The following is a 14,449-nucleotide window of genomic DNA, read 5'->3' on the forward strand; positions in this document are numbered from 1 at the left end:
CCATAGGGGTGCGGCGGGTCGAAGTGCGTGATGACCGCTGGAAAGCTCACGGCGCGATGGCCGCGTCACGCCAGAGACGTCGCTGGTCGCGCTGCCGCTGCACGGGACCATAGGTCCCCAACTGGACGCGCAATGCGCCCGCCTCGGCTGTGTCGTGAGAAGTGATGCCCAAGGCCTGGTAACGCGCCAGTACGTCGGCGTGTGGATGACCAAAGGTGTTGTCGTGTCCACGCGATATCAGCGCGGCGTGAGGCTGCACCGCTTCAAGGAACGGCTTGCTCGATGAGGTCTTGCTGCCATGATGGGGCGCCTGCAACCAATGCGCCTGAGGCGCCAGACCACTGCCGAGCAGGGCCCTTTCGGCCGACGCGTCGATGTCGCCTGCGAGCAACAGCCGTTCGCCGTTGGCTTCGACCCAGAGCACGCAGGAAGCGGGATTGCCGGGTACCGCCGACGGCCAGCGCCACAGCACGAACCTGACCTCATCCCATTCCCAACTACGACCCGGCTTGCAGGGCTGCGCCTGCCATGCGGCCGGCAGTGCGCCGGGTTCTCCGGCCAACGTCTGGGTGACGGGCAGGCGTCGCCGCACGGAGCCTGCACCGCCAGAGTGATCGAGGTGGGCATGACTGATGATCATCGCATCCAGGTGCCGTACACCCAGCGCGACCAGGCTGGGCACGACGACACTGGTGCCGGCATCGACTTCGCCCAGCCCAGGACCGGTGTCATAGAGCACTTGGTGGTGGGCGGTGCGTACCAGCACAGCCAGGCCCTGGCCAACGTCCAGCACCCAGATATCGGCCTGGCCCACGGGCGGCGCCTGACGCGGGCTGAACAGCAGCAGCCCGACCATCGGCACGCTCAGCCAGCGCAACGGCACGCCCGCTGGCAGCAACAGCAGCAGGATGCCGATCGCGAGCACCAGCCATACTTCTGGCGACACGCCGGGCGGCAGCCAGGGAGGGCTCCATTCGGCGGTCCAGGTCAGCCATTGAAACAGCCCGCGCAATGCCCCGCCAGCCAGCCACAACAGGCTTTCGCCGATCCAGGGTGCCGGTAGCAGCACGGCGCCGGCCATGGCCACTGGCAGTACCACAAGGCTGATCCAGGGTACGGCGAGCAAATTGACCAGCGGCCCGCTGACACTGACCGGCAGGGCCAGGGCCACCATCACCGGCAGCAGCCCGACGGCCACGCAGCACTGCGCACGGGTCCAGGCCTGCCACCAGCGCCACCCCCCGAGGCGCCCTGAGAACGTCAGCAGCAACACCCCCACGGCAGTGAACGATAGCCAGAAGCCGGGCTGCAGGCTCACCAGTGGGTCGACCAGCAACACCAGGGTGAACGCCAGCAGCAGCGGCCACCAGACGCCCAGGTGGCGAAAGCGCAGCCGCCACATCAGCACCAGGCCGATCATGATGCAGGCGCGACGTACCGGCACCTGGAAGCCGGCCAGTAATCCGTATGACAACGCGGCGGCGAACGCCAAGGCGCAGGCGCAGGGTAACCACGGCCACCGCGCCGGCCACAGGCCGACTTTGGCCAACAAAGCCACCAGTCCATACACCAGCCCCGCCAGCAGGCCGACATGCTGGCCGGAAATGACCAACAGATGCACGGTGCCGGTGGCCTGGAGCACTTCCCACTGCTGGCGCGAGACCGCGGAACCGTCACCCAGCAGCAACGCGGCCAGGGTACCGCCCTGTTGTTGGCTGTCGACCGCCAGCAGACGCTGGCGCAGTCCATCGCGCCAGGCCAGGCGGGCTGCACGCACCCGCTCGCCGGCCTTGACGCTGCCCGTGGCGCCGAACCCCTTGGCCAGGGCCCAAGCCTGGGCGTCGAAACCGCCAGGATTGACCAACGCACGCGGGCGTTTGAGTTTCACCGCCAGGCGCCAGCGTTCGCCGCTGGCCCCCGGTGGGCCGCCGTACCAGGCCAGACGCAGCCGTGACGGCAACTGCGCGCGGCGCGGCCAGGCATCCGCCAGCTCGAAGCGCAGGGTGTTGCCGCTCACCGCCGGCAAGCCGACCACTTCGCCCTCGAGCCACAGGGTCTGCCCGTCGAGCGCCGGCGCCAGCTGATCGTTCGTCGCCCAGTGGGCATGCAGGCATGCCCAGCATAACCCCAGCAGAAACAGCCCGCAGTGCCAGCGGCGCGCCACCAGCAATAGCGATGCGACCGCCGCCATCCCCATCAACCAGCCCAGCGACGGCAAGGCCGGCAGCCCGCGCAGACACACCATCCCTGTCGCCAGCGCCAACATCGCTGTGCGCATACCCTCCTCCCGGGAAAAACCGCCGGCCAAGGCTAAGGGGAATCGCAGCGCGGCGCGCCTTATCAAATGTCACAAAGTCTGAGCTCCGACGCCGGGGAACTTGTGCATACTGCCGGACACATCCAGACAGATATGTGCGAGACCGCTATGCCGCGTCGCCTGTTCAAGCGCTACATGCCGGACCCAGAGACGATCCGCGAACACAAGTCGCTGCGATTTCTGGGTCGCCTCCTGCAGGACGCCAATCTGTGGCATCTGAATCGTCATTCCGTGGCTCGGGCCATGGCGGTCGGGCTATTCGCCGCGTTCATGCCGATTCCCCTGCAGATGGTCTTGGCGGCGGCGTTGGCGATCATGGTGCGTGGCAACATGCCGATCGCGGTCAGCCTGGTGTGGCTGACCAACCCGATCACCATGCCGCCGGTGTTCTATTGCACGTACAAGGTGGGCTCGTGGCTGTTGGGCCAACCGCCCCGGCAACTGCCCGATTCCTACAGCTGGGACTGGGTCATGAGCCAGATGTCCACGCTGTGGCAGCCGTTTCTGCTCGGCTCGGTGGTGACAGGCGTGGTCCTGGGTGCCCTGGCCTACCTCTTGACCATGCTGTACTGGCGCTGGTGGGTGAGCCGCCAGTGGCGCCGACGCAAGCAACGGCGCTAGCGGTTCCCTGGCTGGCAGGGAAATCGGCACCCGCGCATCGCGGGGCCATTTCGGTGTATCGTGCGGCCGGTCAGGACGAGTGGTCGCGTTAAAAGTTCAGCGGTTTGGCAACTTGCCACCAGTGCGCTTGTCCTAGCCTCGAACGTCAACACAGCATTCTCCTCTAGGGACTCCGTCATGCTCCGATCATTGCGCTTCGCTGCCCTGCTTGGCGGCCTCATCATGAGTGCGTCCGCGTTGGCGAAGGATATCGACCCCGCCACCTATGGCTATCCGCTCACCAACCCGTTCGAGGCCACCATCGCGTCGACGCCGCCGGAGTTGCGCCCCAAGCTGCCTCTGGACGAAGACATCGATCAGGCCGACTACAGCCTGAACCTGCGCCCGGAGCGCGAGTTCATCCTGCCGGACAATTTCTGGGCGGTGAAGAAACTGCGTTATCGCCTGGCCCAGCAGGACCACGCCGCGCCGCTGATCTTCCTCATCGCCGGCACCGGCGCGCCCTATAGCAGCTCGCTCAACGAATATCTGAAGAAGCTGTATTACCAGGCCGGCTACCACGTTGTTCAGCTGTCCTCGCCGACCAGCTTCGACTTCATCAGCGCTGCCTCGCGCTTCGCCACACCGGGCGTGACCCGCGAAGATGCCGAGGACCTGTATCGAGTCATGCAGGCCGTGCGTGCACAGCATCCCAAGTTGCCGATCACCGAGTTCTATCTGACCGGCTACAGCCTTGGTGCGCTGGACGCGGCATTCGTCAGCCAACTGGATGAAACGCGCCGCAGTTTCAATTTCAAGAAAGTGCTGCTGCTCAACCCGCCGGTCAATCTGTACACGTCGATCACCAACCTCGACAAACTGGTGCAGACCCAGGTCAAGGGCATCAACAACAGCACCACGTTCTATGAACTGGTCCTGAACAAGCTGACGCGCTACTTCCAGCAGAAGGGCTACATCGACCTCAACGATGCCCTGCTCTACGATTTCCAGCAGTCCAAGCAGCACCTGTCCAATGAACAGATGGCCATGTTGATCGGCACCTCGTTCCGCTTTTCGGCCGCCGACATTGCCTTTACGTCCGACCTGATCAACCGCCGCGGGCTGATCACGCCGCCCAAATATCCGATCAGTGAAGGCACCAGCCTCACGCCGTTCCTGCGCCGGGCGCTGCAGTGCGACTTCGACTGCTACCTGACCGAGCAGGTGATTCCGATGTGGCGCGCCCGTACCGATGGCGGCAGCCTGCTGCAGCTGGTGGATCAGGTGAGCCTGTATGGCATCAAGGACTACCTGCAGAACAGCCCCAAGATCAGCGTCATGCACAATGCCGACGACGTGATCCTGGGCCCTGGCGACCTGGGCTTCCTGCGCAAGACCTTTGGCGATCGCCTGACCGTTTACCCTTATGGCGGCCATTGCGGCAACCTCAATTACCGCGTCAACAGCGACGCTATGCTGGAGTTCTTCCGTGGCTAGAAAATTCCTGTTGATGGCAACGCTGCTCTGCGCAGGCTTTGCCCAGGCCGACGACAGCACCGTACAGAAGGTCGACAGCGACGGCTTCAAGCAACCGTTGCAGGTTCTCAAATTCAATCCGGGCCTGGATCAGCGCGAGTTCGAGCGCTCCACCCTGACGGCGTTGAACGTGTACGACCCGCTGGAAAACCTGAACCGACGCCTCTACCACTTCAACTACCGCTTCGACGAGTGGGTGTTCCTGCCGGTGGTGAACGGCTACACCTATATCACGCCGTCGTTCCTGCGCACGGGCGTGAGCAACTTCTTCAGCAACCTGGGCGAAGTGCCTAGCCTGGTCAACAGTCTGCTGCAGCTCAAAGGCAAGCGTGCTCTGGACACGTCTGGACGGCTGTTGGTGAACACCACCCTGGGTGTGGCGGGGCTGTGGGATCCGGCGACCTGGTTCGGCCTGCAGAAGCAGTCCGAGGATTTTGGCCAGACCCTGGGCTTCTACGGTGTACCGAACGGTGCCTATCTGGTGCTGCCGATTTTGGGTCCGTCCAACCTGCGTGACACCACTGGCCTGGTGTTCGACTTTGCCGTCGAGAACCAGATCAACTTCCTCAATGTAGCCGAGGTGAGCAGCAACCATCCGGAGCTGTGGGCACTGCGTGCCGTGGACCGACGCTACAGCAACAGCTTTCGCTACGGCCAGATGAACTCGCCGTTCGAGTACGAGAAGGTGCGCTACGTGTATACCGAGGCGCGCAAGCTGCAGATCGCCGAGTAGGTACATCTGCGACGGGCCTCTTCGCGGGTAGAACCTGCTCCCACAGGAACCGCGCGAAGAGACCGTCAGGGCTGGTTCATCGGCGCTTGTCGTAGAGTTTGGGGGCACCGGCCGGTCGTGACTTGAAGCGCCGGTGGGCCCACAGATACTGCTCAGGGCATTCGGTCACGGCCTGCTCCACCCACTGGTTGATGCGCAATGCATCAGCCGCTTCGCTTTCGCCGGGGAACCCTTCCAACGGCGGATGCAGAACCAACCGATAGCCACTGCCATCTTCCAGCCGTCGTTGCGTGAACGGGATGACCCGTGCCTTGCCCAGACGGGCGAAGTGGGTGGTCGCCGTCACCGTCGCTGCTTCGATGCCGAACAACGGTACGAAAATACTCTGCTTGGCGCCGTAGTCCTGATCGGGGGCATACCAGATCGCGCGGCCCTTGCGCAGCAGCTTGATCATGCCGCGCACGTCCTCGCGCTCCACCGCCAGCGAATCGAGATTGTGGCGCTCGCGGCCCTGGCGCTGCACGAAGTCGAACAACGCATTGCGATGCTCGCGGTACATGCCGTCGATGGTATGACGCTGGCCCAGCAGCGCCGCGCCAATCTCCAGGGTGGTGAAATGCAGGGCCATCAGAATCGCCCCCTCGCCGTCACGCTGGGCCGCTTGCAGGTGTTCGAGCCCTTCGATGTGCGCGAGCTTGGCCAGGCGTGCTTTAGGCCACCACCAACTCATGGCCATTTCGAAGAAGGCGATGCCGGTCGAGGCGAAGTTTTCCTTGAGCAGGCGCTTTCTTTCGACGGGCGGCATCTGCGGGAAGCACAGCTCCAGGTTGCGCGCCGCTACGCGGCGGCGTTCGCTGGCCACGCGGTACATGCCCAGACCCAGCCAGCGCCCCAGGCGCAGCAACGCGCCGTAGGGCAGTTGCACGACCAGCCACAACCCGCCCAGCCCCAGCCACAGGGGCCAGAAGCGCGGATGAAGAAAATATCGGCGAAAGCGCGGGCGTTCCATTGACGATTCCGTACAGGCAACAAGGCCGCGCATTCTACATGGGTTGACCTTCCATCGCTGCGTCGCGGCTTGCAGGGGAAGGTGGTTCTCGCTATAAGTCTCGGCACTTTTTTAGTTACAAGGCGCGTTTTGCCGACCATGAGCCAGACCGATCAGCTAGACCAGGAACCTGTGTTCCAACTCAAGGGCAGCATGCTCGCCATCACCGTGCTTGAGTTGGCGCAGAACAACCTTGCCGCCCTGGACCGCCAATTGGCAGCCAAGGTGGCCCAGGCACCGAACTTCTTCAGCAACACGCCGCTGGTGCTGGCGCTGGACAAGCTGCCCGCCAACCAGGGCAGCATCGACCTGCCCGGCCTGATGCGCATCTGCCGTCATCATGGCCTGCGGACCCTGGCAGTGCGCGCCAGCCGTATCGAGGACATCGCCGCGGCGATCGCCATCGACCTGCCCGTGCTGCCGCCTTCGGGCGCGCGCGAACGGCCCCTGGAAGTCGAGGAAAAAAAGCCGGAAAAGCCGCCCGAGCCCTTGATCCAGCCCACTCGCGTGATCACCACGCCGATCCGCGGCGGCCAGCAGATCTATGCCCAGGGCTGCGATCTGGTGGTGATCAGCTCGGTCAGTTCGGGTGCGGAACTTCTCGCCGATGGCAACATCCATGTCTACGGCCCGATGCGCGGACGCGCCCTGGCCGGCATCAAGGGCGACCGCAAGGCGCGCATCTTCTGTCAGCAACTGGGCGCCGAGCTGCTGTCCATCGCCGGGCAATACAAGGTCTCCGAGGACCTGCGACGCGACCCGTTGTGGGGTTCACCCGTTCAGGTCAGCTTATCCGGGGATGTGTTGAACATCACCCGTCTTTAACGGATACTGCCGCCATTTTCAGCGCAACTTTCAAATAGCGCGGTTGTCGCGCGGTACCGCTTCCAGTACCGCCGGCTCATGCAGTCCGCCGATGTTTTGAAGTCATGTTTTTTCGGGGATTAACCGTCCCTTTTTCAGTAGAGGTGATACACCTTGGCCAAGATTCTCGTGGTTACATCCGGCAAGGGTGGTGTGGGCAAGACCACCACCAGCGCCGCCATCGGCACCGGCCTCGCATTGCGCGGCCACAAAACCGTCATCATCGACTTCGACGTCGGCCTGCGTAACCTTGACTTGATCATGGGCTGCGAACGCCGCGTGGTGTACGACTTCGTTAACGTCGTGAACGGCGAAGCGACCTTGCAACAGGCCCTGATCAAGGACAAGCGCGTCGAGAACCTCTTCATCCTGGCTGCCAGCCAGACGCGCGACAAGGACGCCCTGACCAAGGAAGGCGTCGAGAAGATCATCAACGAGCTGTCCAAGACCCACGACTACATTCTGTGCGACTCCCCGGCGGGCATCGAGAAAGGTGCTCACCTTGCCATGTACTTCGCCGACGAGGCGATCGTGGTGACCAACCCGGAAGTCTCCTCGGTGCGAGATTCGGACCGCATGCTGGGCTTGCTGGCGAGCAAATCGCGCCGCGCCGAACAGGGCGAGGATCCGATCAAGGAACACCTGCTGATCACCCGCTACAGCCCCGAGCGCGTCAGCAAGGGCGAAATGCTGGGCGTCGAGGACGTCGAGGAAATCCTCTCGGTCCGTCTGTTGGGCGTGATCCCGGAATCCGAGGCCGTGCTCAAGGCATCCAACTCGGGTACGCCGGTGATCTTCGACGACCAGAGCGACGCCGGCCAGGCGTACAGCGATGCCGTCGACCGTTTGTTGGGCAAGGAAAAGCCGCACCGTTTCCTTGATTTCAAGAAAAAGGGCTGGATCGAGCGCCTGTTTGGAGGTCGCTAATGAATATTTTCGACTTCTTTCGCGATCGCAAGAAAGGCAGCACCGCGTCGGTTGCGAAAGAGCGTCTACAGATCATCGTGGCGCATGAACGTGGCCAACGCACGACCCCTGATTACTTGCCCGCCCTGCAGAAAGAGCTGGTGGAAGTGATTCGCAAGTATGTGAACATCGAGAGCGACCAGGTACAGGTTGCACTCGAGAACCAGGGTAGCTGCTCGATTCTGGAATTGAACATTACCTTGCCTGACCGCTGAGCCTCGCGCTCGGCTCCACGGCGGCCCGCCGGCCCTTTGTTGAAAAGGGTCGACGCGCCGCCGTTGGCGTTTCTGAGAGATAGACTTTCATGCCGTTGTCGAACATTCGCATCATTCACCAGGACGCCGCCGTGCTGGTCATCGACAAGCCGACCCTGTTGCTGTCGGTGCCGGGCCGCGCCGAAGACAACAAGGACTGCCTGATCACCCGCCTGCAGGAGAACGGGTTTCCCGAGGCGCGTATCGTGCACCGCCTGGACTGGGAAACCAGCGGGATCATTCTGCTGGCGCGGGATGCCGACAGCCATCGCGAGTTGTCCCGTCAGTTTCACGATCGCGAAACGGAAAAGGCCTACACCGCACTGGCTTGGGGGCAACCGGCGCTGGACAGCGGCAGTGTCGACCTGCCGCTGCGCTACGACCCGCCGACCAAGCCCCGGCATGTGGTGGACCACGAGCAGGGCAAGCATGCGCTGACCTTCTGGAAGGTGCTGGAGCGCTGCGGGGAGTGGTGCCGCGTCGAGCTGACGCCGATCACCGGGCGTTCGCACCAGTTGCGCGTGCACATGTTGTCGATCGGTCATCCGTTGCTGGGTGACCGGCTGTATGCCCATCCGCAGGCGCTGGAGGCCCATGAGCGGCTGTGCCTGCACGCGAGCATGCTGGCATTCACCCATCCGGTGACAGGTGAGCGGATGAAATTCGAGTGTGCTGCGCCGTTTTGAATTGTGGTGGGGTCTTCGCGGGTACGCCGAATACACTGCGGCGGGGTCTTCGCGGGCACGTCGGATACACCGCGGTGGGGCCTTCGCGGGCAGAGCCCGCTCCCACAAATACCTCGGTGGGGTCTTCGCGGGCAGGGGCTCGCCGCCATGGATTGGGCAGCCCTATCCGTGGGCAATCGGGTAAACTGACGGCATTGCTGTCTGGAGTTTTCTATGCGCGAAGCTTTGAACCAGGGCCTGATCGATTTCCTCAAGGCCTCCCCTACCCCATTCCATGCCACTGCCACTATGGCACGACGCCTCGAGGCCGCCGGTTTTCAGCGGCTGGACGAGCGCGAGAGCTGGAACACGGTGCCCGGCGGGCGCTACTACGTGACCCGCAACGATTCCTCGATCATCGCCGTCAAGCTGGGCAAGCACTCACCGCTGCTCAACGGGCTGCGCATGGTCGGCGCCCACACCGACAGCCCCTGCCTGCGCGTGAAGCCGCAACCCGAGTTGCAGCGCCAGGGCTTTTTCCAACTGGGTGTCGAGGTGTATGGCGGTGCCCTGCTAGCACCCTGGTTCGACCGCGACCTGTCGCTGGCCGGCCGGGTAACGTTTCGCCGCGACGGCAAGGTCGAAAGCCAGCTGATCGATTTCCGCCTGCCGATCGCCGTGATACCCAACCTGGCCATCCACCTCAACCGCGAGGCCAATCAGGGCTGGGCGATCAATGCCCAGACCGAACTGCCGCCCGTGCTGGCCCAGGTGGCCGGGGATGAGCGCGTGGATTTCCGCGCACTGCTGACCGAACAGCTGGCTCGCGAACATGGGCTGAACGCCGATGTGGTGCTCGATTACGAGCTCAGTTTCTACGACACGCAAAGTGCTGCGGTCATCGGCCTGAACGGTGATTTCATCGCCGGCGCGCGGCTCGACAACCTGTTGTCCTGCTATGCGGGCCTGCAGGCCCTGCTCGATACGCAAGGCGACGAAAGCTGCGTGCTGGTGTGTACCGACCATGAAGAGATCGGTTCCAGCTCCGCCTGTGGCGCCGACGGTCCGATGCTCGAACAGGTGCTGCAACGCCTGATCCCTGAGGGCGACGAGTACGTGCGCAGCATCCAGCGTTCGCTTCTGGTGTCGGCGGACAACGCCCACGGCGTGCACCCCAACTATGCCGAGAAGCACGATGCCAATCACGGACCCAAGCTCAATGCCGGGCCGGTGATCAAGGTCAACAGCAACCAGCGCTATGCGACCAACAGCGAGACGGCCGGGTTTTTCCGGCACCTGTGCATGGCGGTGGAAGTGCCGGTGCAGAGCTTCGTGGTGCGCAGCGACATGGGTTGCGGCTCGACCATCGGCCCGATCACCGCCAGTCACCTGGGGGTGAGGACCGTCGACATAGGCCTGCCGACCTTCGCCATGCATTCGATTCGCGAGCTGGCTGGCAGCCATGACCTGGCGCATCTGGTCAAAGTGCTGGGTGCCTTCTACGCCAGCAACGAGCTGCCCTAGTCACGCCCCTGCCGCGACGTGGCCCGACCTGAACACCCGTACGCGGGCAGAGGTCGTTCTCTGTCCGCGCAGGGCGCACCACCCAAACACCGATCTACAGGTGACTCCACTGATGGTCCTTTTCCTGCGCCTGGCGCTTGCCGTCCTGCTTTTGCTGCCCATTACCGCTCAGGCAGTCGGCCTGCCCGGCCTGTTGGGGGGCAGCTCGGAGAAGCCGGCCGAACAGCCCGCCCAGCCGTTGGGCCAGTCATTGGATCAGGTGATCCAGACCCTGGAAAACGACCAGCAACGCACCAAGCTGTTGAGCGACCTGAAAAAGCTGAGGGACAGTACCCGGCAGGCCCAGCCGGCCGCCGAGCAAGGCGTGCTGGGCATGATCGGCAGCGCCCTGGCCCACGTCGACCAGCAGTTTTCCGGGGACAACAGCCCATTCCGGCGCTGGGGTGAGGAAGTCGCCCTGGCCCACGATGAATTGCTGGCGCTGGCCCTGCCCATGGCGGAATGGCCGCCGATCATCGGCGCTTTTTTGTTGATCATGCTGGTGTGGAGCCTGCTCGCCTACAGTCTGATCTGGATCGGCCATCGCGTGCGCCTGCGCTTCGGCCTGTCGGAAGAACTGCCGCAGCATCCACGCACCCTCGACCTGCTGCGCTTTGCCTTGCGCAAGCTGGGGCCGTGGCTGGTGGCGCTGGTCATTACCGTGTACGTGGGCTACGCGCTGCCTTCGTCGCTGGGCAAGAGCCTGGCCATGGTCATGGCCTATGCACTGGTGGTGGGCACGCTGTTCTCCGCGATCTGCGTGATCGCGTTTTCCCTGCTGGACGGTCCGCATCGGCACCGTGCCCTGAATATCCTGCGGCACCGGGCCTTTCGGCCGCTGTGGCTGATCGGCAGTTTCGCGGCCTTCGGCGAGGCGCTCAGTGACCCGCGCATGGTCGCCGCGCTCGGTCAGCACTTGGCCCACAGCGCGGCAACCCTGGCCAACGTTCTGGCCGCCCTGTCGACCGGCCTGTTCATCCTGCGCTTCCGTCGGCCCATCGCCCACCTGATCCGCAACCAGCCCTTGTCGCGGCGGCTGACGCGTCGGGCGTTGAGCGACACCATCGAGATTCTCGGCAGCTTCTGGTACCTGCCGGCCCTGGTGCTGGTGGGCATCTCGCTGTTCGCCACGTTCTTCTCGGCCGGCGACACCAGCACAGCGCTGCGTCAGTCGCTGATGTGCGCGGTGCTGCTGATCCTGTGCATGGTCATCAATGGCCTGATCCGTCGCCATGCCCTGCGCCCGCCCAAGGGTCCAAGGCGCCATGCCTTGTATTCAGAGCGCCTGAGCCACTTCGCCTACACCCTGATGCACCTGCTGATCTGGGTGGTGTTCATCGACCTGGGCCTGCGTGTGTGGGGCATGTCGCTGATCGGTTTCACCGAGGGCGATGGTCACGAAATCTCGGTGCGCCTGGCCAGCCTGGTGGGCACTCTGATTTTCGCTTGGCTGGTGTGGATTCTGGCCGACACCGGCATCCATCACGCCCTTACCCGTTCGCGCAAGGGCATGGCCAACGCGCGCGCGCAGACCATGATGCCGCTGATCCGCAACGTGCTGTTCGTGACCATTTTCATCATTGCCGCGATCATCGCCCTGGCCAACATGGGCATGAACGTGACGCCGCTGCTGGCGGGTGCGGGGGTGATCGGTCTGGCCATCGGTTTCGGTGCACAGTCGTTGGTGGCGGACCTGATCACCGGGTTGTTCATCATCATCGAGGACTCGCTGGCCATCGATGACTACGTGGATGTGGGCGGCCACCTGGGCACCGTCGAAGGCCTGACCATCCGTACGGTTCGCCTGCGTGACATCGACGGTATCGTGCACACCATCCCCTTTAGCGAAATCAAGAGCATCAAGAACTACTCGCGGGAATTCGGCTACGCCATCTTTCGTGTGGCGGTGCCCTACAGCATGGGAATAGACGACGCCATCAAGATGATGCGCGAAGTGGGCCAGAAGATGCGCAGCGATCCGTTGCATCGGCGCGATATCTGGTCTCCGCTGGAGTTTCAGGGGGTGGAAAGCTTCGAGTCGGGCACCGCGATTCTGCGCGCGCGGTTCAAGACCGGGCCGATCAAGCAGTGGGAAGTGTCGCGGGCCTTCAACCTGGCACTCAAGCGCCAGTTGGATGAAGCCGGGCTGGACCTGGCGACACCGCGCCTGAGCGTGCAGGTGGTCACGGCGGGGGCGGTTGGCGAGAAATAGCGGGATACCCTTTGCAGGCGGCTTGTTCGTCCACTTTTTTGTCACAGGAATTGAGGTGTGGCTCAGGCCCTATTCGCGGGCAGAGCCCGCTCCCACAGTGATCGCTGCAGGCTGAATTGTTTTCTGTGGGAGCCGGGCGGGCGGCTGAGGCCTCTGCCCGCGAAAGGGGCGCTGCGGTGTTACAGGTTCACCACATTGGCGATCCGCACCGGGGCGTTCTCGTCGATGCGCAGGTTGTGGAAATCGAACAGGTCGCGGTCGGCCAGCTGCGACGGCATCACGTTCTGCAGGCTGCGGAAGATACTGTCGGTGCGGCCGGGCGTTTTGCGTTCCCAGTCCAGCAGCATGTCCTTGACCACCTGGCGCTGCAGGTTCTCCTGGGAGCCGCACAGGTTACAGGGGATGATCGGAAAGCCCTTGAAGTCCGAGTACGCCTGGATGTCTTTCTCATGGCAGTAAGCCAACGGCCGAATGACCACGTTGCGCCCGTCGTCGGCGCGCAGCTTGGGTGGCATGGCCTTGAGCGAGCCGTTGAAGAACATGTTGAGGAAAAATGTCTCGACGATATCGTCGCGATGGTGACCCAGGGCCATCTTGGTCGCGCCGATCTGGTCGGCGAAGGTGTACAGCGTGCCGCGGCGCAGGCGCGAGCACAGCGAGCAGGTGGTCTTGCCTTCCGGGATCAGCTCCTTGACCACCGAATAGGTGTCTTTCTCGACGATGTGGTATTCGACGCCCAGCTGTTCCAGGTAGGCCGGCAGCACATGCTCGGGGAAGCCCGGCTGCTTCTGGTCCATGTTCACCGCCACGATGCTGAACTGGATGGGTGCGACCTTTTGCAGGTGCAGCAGCACATCGAGCAGGGTGTAGCTGTCCTTGCCACCCGAGAGGCAGACCATGACCTTGTCGCCGTTCTCGATCATGTTGTAGTCGGCGACGGCTTCACCGGCCAGGCGACGAAGGCGTTTCTGCAGTTTGTTCTGGTTGACTGAAAGAGTGCCCATGGCGACAGGATCCCGCGAGGTGGGTGACAAAGGCCGGGCATTTTACGCACTTTGATGCGTGCCGTGTACCGTCTGCGAAGCGTGAGGGCCGCACGGCACCGACGGATGGCTCGGCACTGCACGGAGGTTGCGGCATAATCGCTGCACCTGGAGTGTGTCGAAGAATGCCCGAGCAACTCAATCAACGCGTCGAAGCCTGCTTTCGCCAGGCCGAGCTGTTTTTCAAGCGCCCTTTCCGGCGCCCGGTGGTCAGCACCCAGCTGCGCGGGCAGAAGGCCGGTGTGGCGCACTTGCACGAAAACCTGCTGCGCTTCAATCCGCAGCTCTACCGCGAGAATGCCGAAGACTTCCTCAAGCAGACCGTGCCCCACGAGGTCGCGCACCTGGTGGCGCACCAGCTGTTCGGCGATCGCATCGCGCCTCACGGCGAGGAATGGCAACTGATCATGCGCGGTGTCTATGAACTGACCCCGCACCGCTGCCACAGCTACGCCGTGAAGCGTCGCCAGGTCATGCGCTACCTGTACAAATGCCCCTGCCCCGACAGCGAGTTCGCCTTCTCGGCGCAACGCCATGGCCTGGTCGGCAGAGGTCGCCGCTACCTGTGCCGGCGCTGTCGCCAGACCCTTGTGTTCAGCGGTGAAACGCGCGTGCAATGATCGCCATTCCCTTGCACGACCAGGCTGG

Annotated in this window: 13 protein-coding genes; 10 read left to right on the top strand and 3 right to left on the bottom strand. The window is 63.5% G+C overall.

The features are described 5' to 3' along the window. Positions 1-46: 46 nt before the first annotated feature. On the bottom strand, positions 47-2,278 hold the full coding sequence (locus AC788_RS15860) for a DNA internalization-related competence protein ComEC/Rec2 (protein ID WP_049861535.1): 2,232 nt from the start codon (positions 2,276-2,278) through the stop codon (positions 47-49). Between the two features lie 147 nt (positions 2,279-2,425). On the opposite strand from AC788_RS15860, the gene AC788_RS15865 reads away from it, so the two are divergent. From AC788_RS15865 to AC788_RS15875, 3 genes are all read left to right on the top strand, one after another. Continuing rightward, positions 2,426-2,938: a DUF2062 domain-containing protein gene (locus AC788_RS15865; protein ID WP_049861536.1), complete on the top strand. Its 513-nt coding sequence runs from the start codon at positions 2,426-2,428 to the stop codon at positions 2,936-2,938. A 177-nt stretch (positions 2,939-3,115) separates the two neighbouring features. Then, complete coding sequence (locus tag AC788_RS15870) at positions 3,116-4,414, top strand: serine/threonine protein kinase (RefSeq protein ID WP_049861537.1); 1,299 nt, start codon at positions 3,116-3,118, stop codon at positions 4,412-4,414. Continuing rightward, entirely contained in the window at positions 4,407-5,186 is a 780-nt protein-coding gene (locus AC788_RS15875) for an MlaA family lipoprotein (protein ID WP_049861538.1), read from the top strand. Before AC788_RS15870 ends, AC788_RS15875 begins: the two co-directional genes overlap by 8 nt. A 76-nt stretch (positions 5,187-5,262) precedes the next feature. Here AC788_RS15875 and AC788_RS15880 read toward each other — a convergent pair whose 3' ends face one another. Next, positions 5,263-6,195 (bottom strand): lipid A biosynthesis lauroyl acyltransferase, encoded by a 933-nt coding sequence (locus AC788_RS15880; RefSeq protein WP_049861539.1) that lies wholly within the window; start codon positions 6,193-6,195, stop codon positions 5,263-5,265. A gap of 138 nt (positions 6,196-6,333) precedes the next feature. On the opposite strand from AC788_RS15880, the gene minC reads away from it, so the two are divergent. From minC to AC788_RS15910, 6 genes are all read left to right on the top strand, one after another. Then, complete coding sequence (gene minC, locus AC788_RS15885) at positions 6,334-7,059, top strand: septum site-determining protein MinC (RefSeq protein ID WP_049861540.1); 726 nt, start codon at positions 6,334-6,336, stop codon at positions 7,057-7,059. Positions 7,060-7,212: 153 nt separating this feature from the next. Beyond that, positions 7,213-8,025, top strand: a complete 813-nt coding sequence (minD, locus tag AC788_RS15890; protein WP_049861541.1) for a septum site-determining protein MinD — start codon at positions 7,213-7,215, stop codon at positions 8,023-8,025. Continuing rightward, positions 8,025-8,279: a cell division topological specificity factor MinE gene (minE, locus tag AC788_RS15895; protein ID WP_049861542.1), complete on the top strand. Its 255-nt coding sequence runs from the start codon at positions 8,025-8,027 to the stop codon at positions 8,277-8,279. The genes minD and minE overlap by 1 nt, the downstream gene beginning before the upstream one ends. Positions 8,280-8,368: 89 nt before the next feature. Then, positions 8,369-9,004, top strand: coding sequence for an RluA family pseudouridine synthase (locus AC788_RS15900; protein ID WP_049861543.1), 636 nt, complete (start codon positions 8,369-8,371; stop codon positions 9,002-9,004). A gap of 213 nt (positions 9,005-9,217) precedes the next feature. Next, complete coding sequence (locus AC788_RS15905) at positions 9,218-10,507, top strand: M18 family aminopeptidase (protein ID WP_049861544.1); 1,290 nt, start codon at positions 9,218-9,220, stop codon at positions 10,505-10,507. A 112-nt stretch (positions 10,508-10,619) separates the two neighbouring features. Beyond that, positions 10,620-12,758 carry a mechanosensitive ion channel domain-containing protein gene (locus tag AC788_RS15910; RefSeq protein WP_049861545.1) on the top strand — a complete coding sequence of 713 codons (2,139 nt, stop codon included), beginning with the start codon at positions 10,620-10,622 and terminating at the stop codon, positions 12,756-12,758. A gap of 179 nt (positions 12,759-12,937) precedes the next feature. On the opposite strand, the gene ttcA is transcribed toward AC788_RS15910, so the two are convergent. After that, positions 12,938-13,762 (bottom strand): tRNA 2-thiocytidine(32) synthetase TtcA, encoded by an 825-nt coding sequence (gene ttcA / locus AC788_RS15915; protein ID WP_049861546.1) that lies wholly within the window; start codon positions 13,760-13,762, stop codon positions 12,938-12,940. Between the two features lie 164 nt (positions 13,763-13,926). On the opposite strand from ttcA, the gene AC788_RS15920 reads away from it, so the two are divergent. Then, positions 13,927-14,421, top strand: a complete 495-nt coding sequence (locus tag AC788_RS15920) for a SprT family zinc-dependent metalloprotease (protein WP_049861547.1) — start codon at positions 13,927-13,929, stop codon at positions 14,419-14,421. Positions 14,422-14,449: the final 28 nt, after the last annotated feature.

The organism is Pseudomonas sp. RIT-PI-a, assembly GCF_001187875.1.
Lineage (GTDB): Bacteria > Pseudomonadota > Gammaproteobacteria > Pseudomonadales > Pseudomonadaceae > Aquipseudomonas > Aquipseudomonas coleopterorum.